Annotated in this window: 13 protein-coding genes; 3 read left to right on the top strand and 10 right to left on the bottom strand. The window is 41.6% G+C overall.

The genetic code is table 11. The features are described from left to right. Positions 1-132: 132 nt before the first annotated feature. From ACLOAU_RS03570 to ACLOAU_RS03605, 8 genes are all read right to left on the bottom strand, one after another. Entirely contained in the window at positions 133-1,131 is a 999-nt protein-coding gene (locus tag ACLOAU_RS03570) for a DUF4302 domain-containing protein (protein WP_427860456.1), read from the bottom strand. Positions 1,132-1,152: 21 nt separating this feature from the next. Next, a complete protein-coding gene (locus ACLOAU_RS03575; RefSeq protein ID WP_427860457.1) occupies positions 1,153-2,013 on the bottom strand; it encodes a substrate import-associated zinc metallohydrolase lipoprotein in 861 nt (286 codons plus the stop codon). A 38-nt stretch (positions 2,014-2,051) separates the two neighbouring features. Continuing rightward, entirely contained in the window at positions 2,052-3,506 is a 1,455-nt protein-coding gene (locus ACLOAU_RS03580; RefSeq protein WP_427860459.1) for a RagB/SusD family nutrient uptake outer membrane protein, read from the bottom strand. Between the two features lie 20 nt (positions 3,507-3,526). Further along, positions 3,527-6,784 carry a SusC/RagA family TonB-linked outer membrane protein gene (locus ACLOAU_RS03585; RefSeq protein ID WP_427860460.1) on the bottom strand — a complete coding sequence of 1,086 codons (3,258 nt, stop codon included), beginning with the start codon at positions 6,782-6,784 and terminating at the stop codon, positions 3,527-3,529. A gap of 275 nt (positions 6,785-7,059) precedes the next feature. Continuing rightward, entirely contained in the window at positions 7,060-8,097 is a 1,038-nt protein-coding gene (locus ACLOAU_RS03590) for a FecR family protein (RefSeq protein WP_427860461.1), read from the bottom strand. 16 nt (positions 8,098-8,113) lie between these two features. Then, positions 8,114-8,665, bottom strand: coding sequence for an RNA polymerase sigma factor (locus ACLOAU_RS03595; RefSeq protein ID WP_427860462.1), 552 nt, complete (start codon positions 8,663-8,665; stop codon positions 8,114-8,116). A 156-nt stretch (positions 8,666-8,821) separates the two neighbouring features. Then, positions 8,822-9,751, bottom strand: a complete 930-nt coding sequence (gene rsgA / locus ACLOAU_RS03600) for a ribosome small subunit-dependent GTPase A (RefSeq protein ID WP_427860463.1) — start codon at positions 9,749-9,751, stop codon at positions 8,822-8,824. Between the two features lie 134 nt (positions 9,752-9,885). Further along, positions 9,886-10,692: a 2,3,4,5-tetrahydropyridine-2,6-dicarboxylate N-succinyltransferase gene (locus ACLOAU_RS03605; RefSeq protein ID WP_427860464.1), complete on the bottom strand. Its 807-nt coding sequence runs from the start codon at positions 10,690-10,692 to the stop codon at positions 9,886-9,888. Between the two features lie 78 nt (positions 10,693-10,770). Between ACLOAU_RS03605 and ACLOAU_RS03610 the strand changes: the two genes are divergently transcribed. After that, on the top strand, positions 10,771-11,922 hold the full coding sequence (locus ACLOAU_RS03610; RefSeq protein WP_427860466.1) for a glycosyltransferase family 4 protein: 1,152 nt from the start codon (positions 10,771-10,773) through the stop codon (positions 11,920-11,922). A 3-nt stretch (positions 11,923-11,925) separates the two neighbouring features. Continuing rightward, the gene (locus tag ACLOAU_RS03615; protein ID WP_427860467.1) at positions 11,926-12,489 is read left to right on the top strand and encodes an L-threonylcarbamoyladenylate synthase; all 564 of its coding nucleotides are present in this window, start codon (positions 11,926-11,928) and stop codon (positions 12,487-12,489) included. Positions 12,490-12,496: 7 nt separating this feature from the next. On the opposite strand, the gene ACLOAU_RS03620 is transcribed toward ACLOAU_RS03615, so the two are convergent. Further along, entirely contained in the window at positions 12,497-13,579 is a 1,083-nt protein-coding gene (locus tag ACLOAU_RS03620) for a WG repeat-containing protein (protein WP_427860468.1), read from the bottom strand. A 70-nt stretch (positions 13,580-13,649) separates the two neighbouring features. Between ACLOAU_RS03620 and ACLOAU_RS03625 the strand changes: the two genes are divergently transcribed. Next, positions 13,650-15,077 carry a CCA tRNA nucleotidyltransferase gene (locus ACLOAU_RS03625; RefSeq protein WP_427860469.1) on the top strand — a complete coding sequence of 476 codons (1,428 nt, stop codon included), beginning with the start codon at positions 13,650-13,652 and terminating at the stop codon, positions 15,075-15,077. 34 nt (positions 15,078-15,111) lie between these two features. On the opposite strand, the gene ACLOAU_RS03630 is transcribed toward ACLOAU_RS03625, so the two are convergent. After that, positions 15,112-16,149, bottom strand: a complete 1,038-nt coding sequence (locus tag ACLOAU_RS03630; RefSeq protein WP_427860470.1) for a patatin-like phospholipase family protein — start codon at positions 16,147-16,149, stop codon at positions 15,112-15,114. Between the last annotated feature and the right edge of the window lie 5 nt (positions 16,150-16,154).

The following is a 16,154-nucleotide window of genomic DNA, read 5'->3' on the forward strand; positions in this document are numbered from 1 at the left end:
CAATTATAAATGGAGTTTGATCTTCAAAGCCCAAACTCCATTTAGGTATGTATTAATTGTCAGATTTCAATCCACTCCCTCCGAAGGAATATAATCTGACTTAGTATTTATTTCCGACACAGTCTCTGCTGACTAAAGCCCTATGGTACCGCTTATGCAAATATTACCATTCGCATCTACTGCATAAACCTCAACAGAATTAGCTGTTACAGACTTAACAAGTAAGTAGTCTGTTTTAAGAAAATTAATAATTGCATTAGGTCCTGTTATAAAATATTCTGCCGGAGTCAAAGCCGTTGTTGGCTGCCAATAGATCAACCCTTCACCCACTATGGTATTTACATTAAGAGGTGTAGCTGTCGGTGCAATAGGATAAGCTCCATAGTATTCAATTACAATGGGATTTAGCACAGGATAGGTTCTTGTTATGGGCTGGTTATTTTTTACAACAGTTATAGAAGTTCCCCAACTATCAAAATAGGTTCTGCTCCTAATGGAATCTGCTGCAAATGTTGACTTTAATCGAATTTCAAGGTCTTTTCCAAAAAGTGAAGCCTGAGTAAAAACATTTGGACCAGTAGCTGTGGAATTGAGCAGATCTGAAGCCCATTTCATACGTGCAGAACTGGCTTTATACAACTTGATCAACGCCCCACCTTCCGATTGGTAAATATTTCCCTTCCTTAATGGCTGAATAGTTATAGAGTCTTTGGATACCTCTAACACCTTAAAGAAAAAATCAGTAATGGCGGTATTCGCGGCAGTATAGGTCTGAGATATAAAAGAAAATGTTGAAAATGATAATAATGGTACACCTGTACTTGCTGAAAGCAAAAATTTAGAACTGGTGACGTCTTTAGAAAACAAGGTCCTCGTTCTAACATCACCCGTTAAAGTATCAAATTTTAAAAGAACAGGCATTGCTGTCCTGATATTTGCATTTAAACCCTGAAGCATCAATACCCAACCATCGTTTGTGTCATGAAGAGCACTCAGGATATCTTTTTGTAATGCTGTTGCTCTTTGCTTGGACTGCGCCCCGTCCAAAGGCAGGTCATTCTTTTGGCATGACCCTAATATCATAGTCGCAACAACAACCAATAAAAGGTAATTATATATATTTTTTCGCATTAGTATAGATTAATAAATGAGTTAAAGTGCGGTTGCCGCTGAATCCAGGTAGATCTTCATTTGGTGCAGATCCATGCCCAGGTTTAAATATTTATTGTAAACCATTTCATACTTGGTTTTCAACTTTGCACTTTTTGCAACAATTTTCATGATCGAATCTTTTGAAAATCTTAAACAGGCTTCTACTGTTGTAGCGAAATCTTCCTCTGGAGCATACCCTCCGTAGTTACGGAAGAAACCATCCTTTTGAGCAGTTGTATCATGTCTTGAGGCGTATCCGGGCGTTCCATAATAATCTCCACGGGAAACACGATCATAATCGTAACCACGACCATACTTATGATCCATCTGGTGCGCATGCTCATGAAAAAGAATGCACATATGCTCTCTTAATGAATTCCTGTTGGCGAAATTCATGTTATCTACAGCCCCCATACCCAAACGGTAAAACTGGCCATTCAGGCCCGCACCTGCCGCACCACCGGAAGAAATACTGTTGAACTTGATTGCGCTACCTACGATCAGAAACTCTACAGGTTTTTCGTTAGCCCAAAATTTTGGAAAACGCTGCTTTAAGGGACCCAGCCATAGTTTGCGCACAATCAGATCGGTATAGCTGTTGGCCCGGTCATAGGTGGTTGGGGTGAAGAATGTGGTGGGGTCCAACACCCTTGGGTTAAACTGGTAATATACCTGAACGCCATAATCGCGGTGTACCGTATCTATAACAGAATCCAAACGATTTTTTGTGGCATTTTGTATGGGTTGCAAATAATCGGCATCTGCCTCCCTGATCAACTTATCTTCTTTCTGACAACTGAAAAGGACTACTATGGCAACGATTACTGCTGCAAGTGAAAATAAATAATTAGTTTTTTTCATATTAATGAAATTAAAATCTCTTAAAATAACTGGCCTGTCTATCTAGGATTTAACTGTATTCCTGGGTTACCTAATTGCTCGTTTAACGGGATCTGTAAGGCTTTACGCAGGTCTGTTGCCGCTATACTTGCTGCAACCGGCAGCCCTCTTCCTAACACATGGCTTACCGGAACTTTTAACCGCTTCACATCAAACCAACGGAACCCTTCATTCAAGAACTCTTTTCTACGCTCCTCCAGAACTAATTCCAAAAGACTTGTTTTGGTGAAATCGGATGCAATAAGCGGTGTGTAATTACTGTAACGCGCGGCTCTGAGGGCATTGATATCCACCAAAGCATTATCAACAGTTCCGCCTCCACTTCTTAATACAGCTTCTGCCCGATTCAGTAATACTTCATCTGTAGTAAAATATGCCGCCCGCACAAAGCTGTTAGGGTTGTTGGGCTGGGTATTGTATTTTACACAAACAACCTGGTTATCAATTACCGTTCCTACCGAAACCAGCAAACTATCACGCCGGTCTTTGGTTGTTGTTGTTGTTTTGTATTTACTCCTTAAAGAATCTGAAACAAAAAAACCACAAAGTGTATAGCCGGTGGGCGTTAAAAAACTTAAGGAAGAAGAATAGCAACTCATAAGGATATTGGGATGCGAAGGCGCGTCCATGTACATCGTTGCAAGATATTCACGGGTATATTGTCTTACCAGCGCCAGGTCTGCCGCCAGGTTACGCGTAATTCGTCCCTTTTCTGCAATCACATCATCTGCATATTTTACCGACTGATCCCACTCACCTTTGTACAATTTTACCCGGCACATAAAGGCATTCGCGCTGGCTAAAGTGAAATGGTATGGATTTTTTGCAATAAAATCAACTCCTTTTTTTAAATAGTCAATTCCTTCTATAGCATCTTTTTCAATCTGGTCATATACTTCCTTCACGGTGTTTCGGGTCACAAGTCTTTTATTTTCCTGGCTCACTTTCGTAACAATTCCAACCCCAAGATCCTGGGCAGCGGTTGCAGGATCATAATGTTGCCCAAACAAATTCACCAGCATAAAATGGCAGTAGGCTCTTAATAATAAGGCTTCTCCCATTACTGCGTTCTTATATTCGTTCGACCCGCGCTCTGAATTCATTACCCCTTCAATCACCAGATTGGCGCGGTAAATTTTTGCATAGAATTCGCCATAGGCGTTTTCCGGGCCGGTGGAAGGATTATTAGGAGGATACTCGTCAGAGTACAGGTACATAGGCAGAAAGCGCTGATTAATGGTAGCCTGCGCCAAGGTAGCATAGTACTGGTAATCATCTGTAAGAATATCTGTAAACATTTCGTGCCGCAATGGATAGGCATCCGTTAATACCTGCGCAAATTGCTCTGTCAGCGTAGGCGTAACCCGGTTATCATAGGGTTTGTCGAGAAACCGCTTACAGCTTAAAGAAACGAAAATCAATACGAGTATAGAAAGACAATATTTAAGTTTCATAATTTCTTGATTGGTTATTTTTAGAACTGGGCTAAAAATCTTAATGAATAACTTTTAGGATTAGGAAGCGCGACACCCGTTAACAGGGTTTCGGGATCTACGCCCCGGAGCCGCTTATCTGCCCAATAGTAGATATTGTTTGCAGAAGCCATTACCCTTAAGCTTTTAATAAACCCTGAACGCTGTAGTAACCTGGGACTGAAATCATAAGACAACATCACTTCACTAAGCCTTAAAACATCTGCTTTGGCTACATTAGCGGTACTCCTGTTATATGCAAACTCATTTTGAATACCTCCTGAAGTCAGGTAGGCCGATTGTATACTGGATACTAATCCGGGGATGTTGGTGATCAACTCATCTCCCGAAGTACGCCAGCGGGCATCAATATCCTGGTTTACTGCAAGGTTATCTGCGTAAGTACGCTGCACCATTGCATTCCTGAACACTTTATTACCATAACTATAAGTAAAGAATATTCTTAACTCAAAAGGGCCATATCCAAAGGTATTAGTAAGAGAACCCGTGGTTGTCGGGTCTCTCGGCCCCATATAGGAAACCAGTGAGTCGTTAGTTAATGAGTTTACGATAGCATTAACCGTTCTTCCGGTATTGCCGATCTCAAAAGTTGGTTGCCCGTTTGCATCCAATCCGCCAAAATTATACGCATATAATCCATATAACGGTTTTCCGATTTTGCCAAAGCCTAAAGGATTGGTAACATTGGTTAACAGCGGTGACTGCAATACTCCGTCAATCATAGTATTTTTTACATACCCGTAGATAAAGCTGGTTCCCCAACGGATTTTTTTAGAATTCAGCCAGTTGCTGGCACTCAATGTAAGGTCAAAGCCTTTATTGGACATAGACGCCCAGTTGATGGTTTTGCTTGCAAATCCTTCTTCATAAGGCATGGTACTTGCCGCAATAAGGTTTTTGTTTTTACGCGTATAGTACTCTGCAACTACAGTAAATCTTTTCAGAAAAGCAAAGTCCACACCAACATTGGTTATGTAATCCTTTTCCCATGCAAGGTTGTACAATTCAGGAGAAGTGATACGGATGCCAATCTGGCTATTCACATCATCAATTCTTACAGCGTTATAAAACTGCCCGTTTAACATGGGTGAGGTTTGAAACGCATTTCCTCTTAAGGCATAGCTGGCCCTTAGCTTCAGGTAATCGATATTGTTGTTTTTATCGATTTGCTGGAAGAATCCCTCTCTCTCTACGTTCCAGGACACCCCTATATTATAATTCGGTAAAAAGCGGGATCTGGCACCGGTTCCGAATACATTACTCCCATCTGAACGGCCCATCAACTCCAGGTTATAACGATTCATAAAAGTGTACTGTGCGTTTAAAAACCCGCCAATAGCCCTTTCGTTGATAGCGCCCTCACGGTAATACCTGTCATCATTAAGAATAGAACGCTTCATCGCCAGCAGGCTTGGGGAAATAATCTTTCCACCATAATATAAATAGCCGTAAGCCCTTGTAGTGTTGGTAAGATAACTATTTGACCTTACGTCAAAACCGCCAAACAGGGTCATTACATTATTTCTGTTAAATTCTTTTTTATAATTCAGTGTTGCCCGGCCATATAGTTCGCTTCCGTCGCTACGATAGTTATCCAGCATACCACCTTTGGGTAAAATTGTTTCCGGAATGGAGTACGGGTCTGTGGGATCTTTAAACAAATAAGGGTTTGCACTACGCACAGGATCCGGGTAATCTGCACGGTATGCTGCTGCAACGTTGGAATACTCTGTCATTACGTGATCCAGATTGGAGTTGTTTTTTCTTGCTGATAACAATACTTCCAAAGTAAGTTCTTTGGTAAACTTGTAAGAGGGCTTTACAGTAATTCCAATACTTTGAGACTTCAGGGTTGAAAAATTTTCATTTAATTCTTCCAGTATATTAAATGGTGCAAAATTTCTCCTGTAGTATTTATAACCCCCATCAGCACTATAAGGGGTCATAGCCCTGCTCGTACTTATTGCATAAACGGTTGGGTTATTTTCAAATGGACGGGTTATTTCAGAGTTAGTATTAGAAATCGTGCTGTTAAACGTTCCCGGTGTGAGCTGGTTTCTGAAATTGGCATTAATATCTACATCCAGATCTAACCGGCTGGTTAAATTCAGAGTCGTACGCATATCTATGGTGTAACGCTTCGTATTGTAACCTACTGCAGCTCCGTCATCACCGGCGTAGCTGCCCGAAAGGTAATAAGTAGCTTTTTCTCCACCCCCGGAAAATGACAAGGAATGCTCCTGCATCAGGTTATTTCTGAACAATACATCAAACCAGTTAGTATTTACAAAACGGGCATCATTGATTTCCCGGTTAAATTGAGTACTGTTTATTTTATTTTCTGCATAACGGAAATAAGCATCTGTAAAGGCTCCTGTTGAGGAAGGATAATTCAGAACAGACAAATACCCGTAATCAAAAAGACTTTTAGCCAAATCGACCTGCTGTGCTGAGTTCATTAAGTTAAACCGGGTGATATCTGGTTTTAAGCCCAAGGTGAGTCCTGAGCTTAAATTTATAGCCAGGCCGCCTTTCTTACCTTTTTTAGTGGTAATGGATATAATACCATTGGCCGCCTTTGTACCATACAATGCAGTAGCGGAGCCATCTTTTAAGACTGAGATATCTTCAATATCATTGGCATTCAACCCTGCTATAACAGAACTTAAAAGGCTGGCAGGGTCGCCTGAGTAGAGTTGACTTACTGTTAGATTAGCCGGGGCGTTAATGGGAACACCATTCAATACATACAATGGTTCCTGGTTGGCACTAATGGAAGCGTTTCCCCTGATACGGATCTTGGGAGTTGCTCCAAAAGTACCCGAAGGACTTTGCACGCTCACCCCCGCTGCGGCTCCCTGCAGCATTTTGGAAACATCCATATAACCCGACCGGTTAATCAGCCCTTTATCTACTGAAACTACCGACCCGGTAAACTTAGACTTATCAATTTTTTGAAACCCGGTAACTACCACATCCTGTAAAGAAGTTGAATCACGCATCAACTTTACAATGATGGAAGTTACGCCTTGCTCGTTCAGCGTATAACCGGTAATAGCATGCTCTTTAAAGCCAATACGGGTGAAAGTAAAACTGTACTTTCCCTCGGGATTGACATTAGCAAATGAAAAAGCGCCGGTACTATCCGTCACCGTATTATAAACGAGTTTGGTATGCACAGTGTTTCGCGCGCTGATGGTTACCCTGTCCAGAGGTTCTCCCTCTGAGTCGGTTACCATACCATTTACAGATATTGGGGTCTGACTGAATCCAACAAACGGAATCAATAAACAAAATAGAATACCTGATAAGCAGATTTTGATCAATTTACTTCTCATTAAACAAAATAGTTTTAAATACAATTACGTCTCTCTATTAGGTATATACGCATTCAAATAGGTGCACCCCCTACTCCAGTTAACATTTTTTTTACAAAAAATTGACATTTTCTTAAAAAAGCAATTTTTTTCATGCAGAAAAAGTCACCCGACGGGGACATATAGAAGAGGCTGGTCTAGTGAGAGATGGAATAGTATTTTTCGCTGTTTTTTACCAGCTTAAGGTTATTGATCTCTGCAATATGTTGTAATAAGCGTTCTACGGGTTCATCTTTGGAGTAGCTGGCAATTAAAAAGATACCCTGAAGATCTGCCGTTGAATATTCAATTTGTACATCAAATACGTTAGCCAATTTATCAAAAGCATCTTTAAGCGGTACATTTTCAAAGGAAAATACATCGGATTTCCGAACGGGATTTTTGGCGGATTTAACAGCCATGTATCGCGCAGGTTTGTTCATTCCAAATGAGGATGCAACAAAGCTGTTGCCTGCTACGGTATAAACAACCTGGTGATTAGGGGTTAAATAATATTTATGCTCATCATTATTTTTATTCCATACCACCACTTTACCTTCATATAGCTGAACGGTGATATCCTTGCTTTTTACGCTTACTTTGAAGCTGGTGCCCAAAGCTTTGGTAGCAATATTATTGGCCGTAACAATAAAAGGTTTGGAAGCATCTTTAGCAACTTTAAAGTCTGCCTCCCCATCAATACTGATTCTCCGTTCAATACCTTCAAAATTTTCTACGTAGCTAATACAGCTATTGTTGTAGAGCGTTACTATTGATTGGTCGGGTAATTGGATTTTCTCAATTTTACCCGTATGGTTAACCCGCTGGATAACCCTGGGCTCTGCAACAACAGCTAGCTGTTTGACTGTGCTGTCATCCTGCCTGTTCTGAAAAAAATACAGGCTGCTGATGATTACCCCTAAAAAAAGTGCTGCTGCTGTTATTCGACCGACTATTGTTTTACGACCGGAACTTTTTTCGATACGACTATGTATCTGGCTTAATAATCTTTTTGAAGTTTCGTCAGAAATTGGTACTGCTTCGTGGATATTGTAAGAAGATCCGTATATATCGTATTTCAGATAATCATCGAGCGCCCGTGGGTTACTTTCAAAATATTGTAATACTTCCTCCTGTTGCTCCGCAGAACATTTCCCCGCAAAAAAATCTGCAACTATATGATTCGCAATCTTCATTTATTCGACAAAGCTTCTATAAATAATACACGGGCAAACTTAATAACAAAATTACACACCAATAAAGCTTAATATATTTAAGTGCCTGTGTAATATGATTTTCAACTGTTTTGGTACTAATATTTAATATTTGAGAGATCTCTTTATGAGAGCATTCATCGAAGCGACTTAACTCGAAAACCTTTTTCCTGACCGGTGGAAGCATTTGAAGCAGCTTCTCAATTCTGGCACGGGTATCCTTATAATTAACACTATTAGTTACATCGTGATTAACAGGCTCTGCGATTGTCGCCATTACAGGTATAGCCAGGTGTGTTGAATTTTTCTTACTGTATTTTTTACGTAACTGATCAATCAATACAGTTTTAGCTATTTGAAAGATCTGCACGCGGGTATCAATGTTTTCAGGCATTGTTTCCCTGTTATTCCAAAACTTAATAAAAGTAAGTTGCACAACTTCTTCGGCAGTATAACTACATTGAATTTTTCTTTGGACGTAGTCATACACTTCGGAGTGGTACTCGTAATAAACAGTATCAAAAGCCCTTTTTTGGTCAAGAGTCATCATAGCTAGTATGCCGGTTAGCTACGAATATAATATTTTACATTTAACAAAAAAACCCATCAACTGCAAAAAAAGCCATCCCAACTACCAGATTTCGTCAACGAAAACAAGAAATAGCCTAAGTAAAACTGGTTTTAAAACTTAGGTCGCAATGCTTTATTAATATTTAATTTGTTCCATACTATCTAAAATATTTACGTAGCTTACATAGCGATCTTCATGTATCTCTTTATCGATTACCGCCTGTTTAATAGCACAATCGGGTTCGTTGATATGCATACAGTTATTATACCGGCAATTATTTAACCGGTCGCGCATTTCAGGAAAATAATGGGAAAGTTCCTCCTTTTCTAGTCCGGTTACAGCCAGCTCCCTGATACCGGGGGTGTCGATAATCCTGCCTCCGGCAGGCAAATCGTACATATTGGCAAAAGTAGTGGTATGCATTCCCTTCCCACTCCAGCCGCTTACATCCTGCGTTTTTATTTCTTTGCCAGGCAGGAGGTAATTAACAAAAGTCGATTTACCCACACCACTATGACCGCTTACCAGGGTAGTTTTATCCTGTAACAAGTGCTGTAAAGCTTCCAGGCCCTGGTTGGCTTCCACGCTCACTGCATGCACCTGGTAGTTTAAAGAACGGTACATAGCACTTAATTCTTCCAGCTTCCTGAACTCTTTATCGCGATAAATATCTGTTTTGTTGAAGACAATAACAGCGGGTACATGGTACATTTCGCAAACCACCAGGAAGCGATCTATAAAGCCCTGGGAAGTTTTGGGATCCTTCAAAGTGGCTACAAGCAACGACTGATCGAGATTGGCAGCAATGATATGCTGTTGATGCTTCATCCGTGGCGACTGCCGGTTGATATAGTTTCTTCGCGGAAGGATTTGAATGATCATAGCAGTGGTTTCCAGCTCATTTTCTACTTCTATTGTCACTTCATCTCCCACTGCAATAGGATTGGTACTGGTAATATCATCGATTTTAAAAACACCCTTCATGCGGGCATTATGAAAATTCCCCTGTTCATCTTTTACCGAATACCAACTACCGGTTGACCTGTATACAAGTGCTTTGATCATTTAGACGTTTTGCCTGTTCTTAATTAAAAAAAGTCCATGGCCGATGGACTATCGACCATGGACTAAAAGTTTTGTGCTGTACTACAACACTAATTGTATACAGTAAATTGAATGTACCACTTTTATCCCGAAAACTACACCGCCACATTAAAGTCGCGCAAAGCATCATTTAAACTGGTCTTCAGATCAGTGCTGGCTTTACGTTTGCCAATGATAAGCGCGCAGGGCACCTGGTACTCGCCTGCAGGGAATTTTTTAGTATAAGTGCCAGGAATCACAACACTGCGTGCAGGGATGCGGCCTTTGGTCTCGATCGCTACTTCTTTACTTACATCTATAATACGGGTGCTTTTGGTTAATACCACGTTTGCTCCTAATACCGCTTCCTTCTCAACAACTACACCTTCTACCACAATGGAACGGCTTCCTAAGAAACATCCATCTTCTATAATAACCGGGTTGGCTTGTAGGGGTTCTAATACCCCACCAATACCCACACCACCGCTCAGGTGAACGCCTTTACCAATTTGCGCACAGCTGCCCACCGTAGCCCAGGTATCCACCATAGTACCTTCGTCAACATAAGCACCAATATTGGTATAAGAAGGCATTAATACAACATTTCTACCTAAGAATGCGCCATAACGTGCCACGGCATGCGGTACCGCACGAACGCCTTGCTTTTCGTAATCTCTCTTCAGCAACATTTTATCATAGAACTCAAAAGGAGCAACATCCCAGGTTTGCATTGGCTGAATAGCAAAATACATCAGGATGGCTTGTTTTACCCACTCATTCACTTCCCATTTGGTTTCCTTTTTTTCCGCAACGCGCAATTGTCCTTTGTCCAATGCCTCAATTACTTCACGTATGGCATCGCTGTACTTTTTGTCTTTTAGTAAGTCCCTGTTACCCCAGGCTTCTATGATTAGATCTTGCATGATAAAATTTTGTGTCGGCAAAGATAAGTTTGGAACGCCAATAGACAATGGTCCATAGTCTATAGTTATATTTGCCGCATGAATATTGGTTTTGATGCCAAAAGGGCTTACCATAATGGGACAGGACTTGGTTTTTTTAGCAGGGTACTGATTAAGTTAATGTCTACCCATTATCCGCAACACAACTATTATTTGTTCAATCCCAAACCGGGATCACTTTTTCAACCCGAGACCGCTAATATTCAGGAGATTTTGCCTGCTCAATCCCTGCACAAACTATTCAGCAGCGCCTGGCGTAGCAAATGGGTCACTAAAGATCTTCAAAAATTAAAGATTGATCTCTACCACGGTCCAAGCCAGGAGATACCCAGGGGAATCCCTCAAACGGGCATCGCATCGGTAGTAACCATTCACGATCTTTTCCCTGAGCTCTACCCCCAGGATTTTAAACCCATCGACGTAAAAATATACCGGGCCAAGCTAAGATATGCCTGTAACTACGCCAACAAGATCATGGCGATCAGCGAAGAAACCAAAGGGCATATTGTTGAGAAATATGGTACAGATCCTGCGCGGATCGATGTCGCCTATCAAAGCTGCGACCCCATTTTCAATAAAGTAGAACCCGAAAATAAAAAAGAAGCCATCCGTGAAAAATATAGTCTGCCTCAACAGTTTTTTTTACATGTGGGCACTATCATAGAACGAAAGAACCTGTTGAACATTTGTAAAGCATTGAAACTGGTTCAAAAGGATATTGAAATTCCGCTGGTGGTAGTAGGAAAAGGAGCCGGTTACAAGGAGAAGGTGAAAGAGTATCTTGCTGAACACAAGCTGGAAGAAAAAGTAATTTTTCTGTCAGATGAGCTGGCAGCCCAGGGCAAAAAGCCATTTATTGCTACAGAAGATTTCCCTGCATTATACCAGCTATCAACCGCCATGATCTATCCTTCTTTTTACGAGGGTTTTGGTATGCCGATTATTGAAGCTATGTCGGGCGGCGTGCCGGTAATTACTTCCACCACTTCCTGTATGCCGGAGATTGCCGGAGACGCGGCTTTCCTGGCCGATCCTGAGAGACCTGAAGAAATGGCGGAAGGTTTTAGAAAATTTTATGGGGATGCCTCTTACCGGGAGGCTGCAATAACCCGTGGGTTTCAAAATGCAGAACGTTTTTCTCCTGAAAAATATGTTCAGTCAGTTATGAATATTTATAATTCAGCTTTATAAACCATGAATTTCGAAGAAGACATCAAAAAATGTATCGAAGTACTGCAGGCTGGCGGCACCATTCTCTATCCTACTGATACGGTGTGGGGTATTGGCTGCGACGCTACCAACGCTGATGCGGTAAAGAAAGTGTATGAGCTAAAGAAAAGGGATGATAGCAAAGCCCTGATCGTATTGGTAGCCGGTGAACGCGACGTGATGCAATACACAGCCGCTGTTGATCTTAGCTTGTTCGATTACCTTGATAGCACTACGAGACCCACTACGGTAATTTACGAACATGGACTAGGTTTTGCAGAAAACCTGGTAGCTGCCGATGGCAGCATTGCAATACGTATTTGCGATGAAGCATTTTGCAAAGCGCTGATTAAACGTTTTGGCAAACCCATTGTATCTACTTCAGCCAATATTTCAGGAGAGCCAGCAGCGCCTTTTTTTGCATCCATCAGCGATGCTATCAAAACCGGGGTCGATTATATCGTTCAATACCGGCAGGATGATAATGAGCCTACACAGCCTTCGTCTATTATTCGCTGGAAAGATGGTAATGTAGAGATCATCCGTTAATCAGCGGCTATTGGAAGGATGCCTTCTTTATATTTACATTGATGAGTCGGTACCCTTCGTCGGTTCGTAGAAAATCGAGACCCTCCTGGTAATCTATTTTGCCGCTGCCAGAGTGATTAATGTAGATACTCATCTGTGGATATTTCCACTCTTTTGCCTGGTTGCAGTTATCGAAATACTTTTCATATTCCTCCGACTCATAAATAAAAGGGTTAAGACCGCCACGGGTGATAAAAGAGTCGCATGAGGCTTGTTGCAACTGTTGTAAGGTTTCTTTTAGCACAGTATAATTTTCATCAATAAATGATGCTCCGTCTTTGGAAACCCAGCCATCGTGTTTCGTGTAATAAGACACTTTATTAAAAACATGCTGCTTCAAAATATCAGCGTCCAATGTACTTACAAGCTTTTTTAACCAGTAGGCAAACTCTTTCTCATAATCGATAAATGAATAATAACGGCCATCAATAGCTTTATAACTAATTCGAACCGGATCGTCAACAAGCCGGTCCGATCTTTTTACAGAATAAAGATCGATACCATAAGGTGCGGCAAAAGACCTGATCAGTATTTTACCGGTTGTATCCAGCAACATAGTTTCGCCACCTTCCCAACGATAATGCTCACCATCCGGTTTCTTTTGAGCGCCGGTTAAGCCGGCCAACAGGCCGTTCTGTACCCTGTCCAGGTAGTTATATATAGCAGGAACAACCACTTCTCCATTTCGGTTTAACAGTCCTACCTTATCCAGCTTACGATCTTTGAACCGGATAAACCCCTCACTTTCACAATCGGGCGCATTATCAAAAAAATAAAGACTGTCGAAACCTGTTTTTTTGCCGGCCCGTGTAAGAAAATAAGTAGACCATTTTCCCGTTGCAGGAGATTCTTCTATTACAGACATAATGTGCTCGAATTTGCGGGCAACACCTGCACCAGAAAAACGGGGCTCTATTGTCACTTGCCCACTGTTATTTTTAAATCCGTACAATGTAGTATCCGCATTCCAGTAAGCGGTCCAAACATCACTTTGCGCTCTGACACTGCCCAACAGTAAAACCAGCAGAAAAGGTAGAATTATATATTTCATAAGTACTTCTATATAAGACACGATAAACAACAATATCCACAACTGCAAACTCATTTATCTTTGTCGCCGCATGGATATTGAATTAAACGAACAGGAACAGTTAGTTATTGCCCGGATTGCCGCAGCAGCCCAGGAATTGAAGCTCGAAAGTTATCTGGTGGGTGGATTTGTACGCGACAAACTTTTAGGTCGTCCCACGAAGGATGCGGATATTGTTTGTGTAGGAGATGGTATTGAACTCGCTAATGCCGTGGCGGCCAGATTTCAACCTGTTCCGCGCGTGAGCTTTTTCAAAAACTTTGGAACAGCGCATATCAATATCCTCCTGCCACACACCCGGGAGCCTTTCGACATCGAATTTGTAGGCGCCCGTAAAGAAAGCTACCGGCGCGATAGCCGTAAACCACAGGTGGAGCCCGGCACTTTGGCCGATGATCAGAAAAGGAGGGATTTTACTATCAACGCCCTGGCAATTTCGTTGAACAAAGCTGATTATGGCAAACTGGTGGATCCTTTTGAAGGAATAAAAGATCTGGAACAAAAAACCATTGTTACGCCTTTAGAGCCCGAACAAACCTTCAGTGATGATCCGCTGCGGATGATGCGCGCCATTCGGTTTGCTACGCAGCTTAATTTCAATATCGCCAGCGAAACATTGCTGGCTATATCGGAGCAAGCAGATAGAATCAAGATCATTTCACAGGAACGCATTACTGATGAACTGAATAAAATTATTAAAGCCGCCAGGCCATCTATTGGCTTCGACCTGCTTTACAAAACAGGACTTTTAAAGCTCATCTTTCCCAAAATGGTAGCTTTGGCCGGAGCAGAAATTGTGGATGGTCATGGGCATAAGGATAATTTCTACCATACATTACAGGTACTTGATAATGTAGCCAAACAGTCAGATGACCTCTGGCTGAGATGGGCCGCCATATTACACGATATAGCCAAACCGGCTACCAAAAGATTTGAAGAGGGGCATGGGTGGACTTTTCACGGGCATGAAGTAGTAGGCGGGCGCATGGTGCCGAAGATCTTCAATGAATTAAAATTACCCGCCAATGAAAAAATGCGTTTCGTTAAAAAACTGGTAGAACTGCATTTGCGCCCTATCAGTTTAACTAAAGAAGATATCACCGATTCTGCCATCCGCCGGCTATTATTCGATGCCGGGGAAGATTTTGATGCTTTGATGATACTCTGCGAAGCGGATATCACCAGCAAGAACCGCCAGAAAGTAAGACGCTATATTGAAAATTTTAAATTGGTTCGGGAACGCTGCAAAGAGGTAGAGGAAAAAGATCAGATCAGGACCTGGCAGCCGCCGGTTGACGGATCAGAGATTATGCAAATCTTCAAACTTTCTCCGTCGAGGCCTGTAGGTATTTTAAAAGACAGTCTCAAAGATGCTATATTAGATGGAATCGTAGAAAATAATCGTGAAGCGGCTTTGGAGTTTCTTAAAAACAAAGCAAAAGAAATAGGTGTAGCTTAAAGAAAATAATAATAAATGTTGTCCTTTATTATATTCAGGCCCAGTCTATTTCATCCTTATTTAAATGAGCCACATAAGACTGTAATGCCAACTGTCCTTTTAATACCATGCTTTTCATTTCGGTGGGATTAAACACCAGCCCACCCGGGCCACCACCCAGATCATCTTCGGGTTGTAGGAGGTGTATTTTTAAAGGTTCTTTATTTTGATAAGCGCCCGGCACCTGGTCTACATTAAAGTATGCTTCAATATCCTCATCTGCTACGCCTAGGGATTTCATCTTCTCCTTCACTTTGCTGATATAAGAAAGTCCACGGTTATAATGCAAAGGTCCATATAAATCATTTGCCGCTACATCGGTAATAAAAATAGCAATAGCCTTTTCTAATATGCTAAACAGGCTGGTTTGTTCAACATGATCCTGCTTTACATTTTTGGCCGAATGGATAATAGTAAATATTTCATTAGCTCCCGCATCGGTGGCAATACCAAGCCCCGCATATTCCCGCACGCCGCCATCTACAAACTGATGTTCGGGAAATGCTTCTCCCGGTACGGTTTTATTCACTTTAACAGGCGGCATAAACACAGGCTGACTAGAGGAGGCCAGTACGGCTCTTCTGAACTGATCCGCGCTTACGATCTTTCTGATTTTATAATAGCTGCTTTCTACAGGATTTTGCGCCGTGGTAAAAACCACCAGTTCTTCGGTTTGCAGGCAGGTGGTGGTTAAATAAACTTCTTTGCCTGATTGTTGCAATCTTTTAAAATAGTCGTCCGTATATAATGCATCGATCTTATCTCCCAACGGGCCGGCAGTAAAAATAGAATGTGCATTCAGGCGTTTGCCGATATTATACTTTACCAGTATTTGCTCATCAGTAACTGAAGTGTAGAGGTGCTCCAATTTTTCGAGCTCCCCCAAAGCTACCAGTGGCACAATTAAGGCACCTGTACTGGTTCCTATTAATATATCAAAATCAAGCTCGTAAATATTCATCAGATCTTTAACCACTCCCACCGAAAAAGCACCCTTTGAGCCGCCACCACTAATAACAAGAGCATTTTTCATTGCGT

Source organism: Paraniabella aurantiaca, from assembly GCF_050309965.1.
Taxonomy (GTDB): Bacteria; Bacteroidota; Bacteroidia; order Chitinophagales; family Chitinophagaceae; genus Niabella.

What these genes read in the sequence shown, in the direction of transcription:
- ACLOAU_RS03570 (WP_427860456.1), bottom strand. Translation starts at nt 1,131, where the DNA reads ATGCGAAAAAATATATATAATTACCTTTTATTGGTTGTTGTTGCGACT.
- ACLOAU_RS03575 (WP_427860457.1), bottom strand. Translation starts at nt 2,013, where the DNA reads ATGAAAAAAACTAATTATTTATTTTCACTTGCAGCAGTAATCGTTGCC.
- ACLOAU_RS03580 (WP_427860459.1), bottom strand. Translation starts at nt 3,506, where the DNA reads ATGAAACTTAAATATTGTCTTTCTATACTCGTATTGATTTTCGTTTCT.
- ACLOAU_RS03585 (WP_427860460.1), bottom strand. Translation starts at nt 6,784, where the DNA reads ATGGTAACCGACTCAGAGGGAGAACCTCTGGACAGGGTAACCATCAGC.
- ACLOAU_RS03590 (WP_427860461.1), bottom strand. Translation starts at nt 8,097, where the DNA reads ATGAAGATTGCGAATCATATAGTTGCAGATTTTTTTGCGGGGAAATGT.
- ACLOAU_RS03595 (WP_427860462.1), bottom strand. Translation starts at nt 8,665, where the DNA reads ATGATGACTCTTGACCAAAAAAGGGCTTTTGATACTGTTTATTACGAG.
- rsgA (WP_427860463.1), bottom strand. Translation starts at nt 9,751, where the DNA reads ATGATCAAAGCACTTGTATACAGGTCAACCGGTAGTTGGTATTCGGTA.
- ACLOAU_RS03605 (WP_427860464.1), bottom strand. Translation starts at nt 10,692, where the DNA reads ATGCAAGATCTAATCATAGAAGCCTGGGGTAACAGGGACTTACTAAAA.
- ACLOAU_RS03610 (WP_427860466.1), top strand. Translation starts at nt 10,771, where the DNA reads ATGAATATTGGTTTTGATGCCAAAAGGGCTTACCATAATGGGACAGGA.
- ACLOAU_RS03615 (WP_427860467.1), top strand. Translation starts at nt 11,926, where the DNA reads ATGAATTTCGAAGAAGACATCAAAAAATGTATCGAAGTACTGCAGGCT.
- ACLOAU_RS03620 (WP_427860468.1), bottom strand. Translation starts at nt 13,579, where the DNA reads ATGAAATATATAATTCTACCTTTTCTGCTGGTTTTACTGTTGGGCAGT.
- ACLOAU_RS03625 (WP_427860469.1), top strand. Translation starts at nt 13,650, where the DNA reads ATGGATATTGAATTAAACGAACAGGAACAGTTAGTTATTGCCCGGATT.
- ACLOAU_RS03630 (WP_427860470.1), bottom strand. Translation starts at nt 16,149, where the DNA reads ATGAAAAATGCTCTTGTTATTAGTGGTGGCGGCTCAAAGGGTGCTTTT.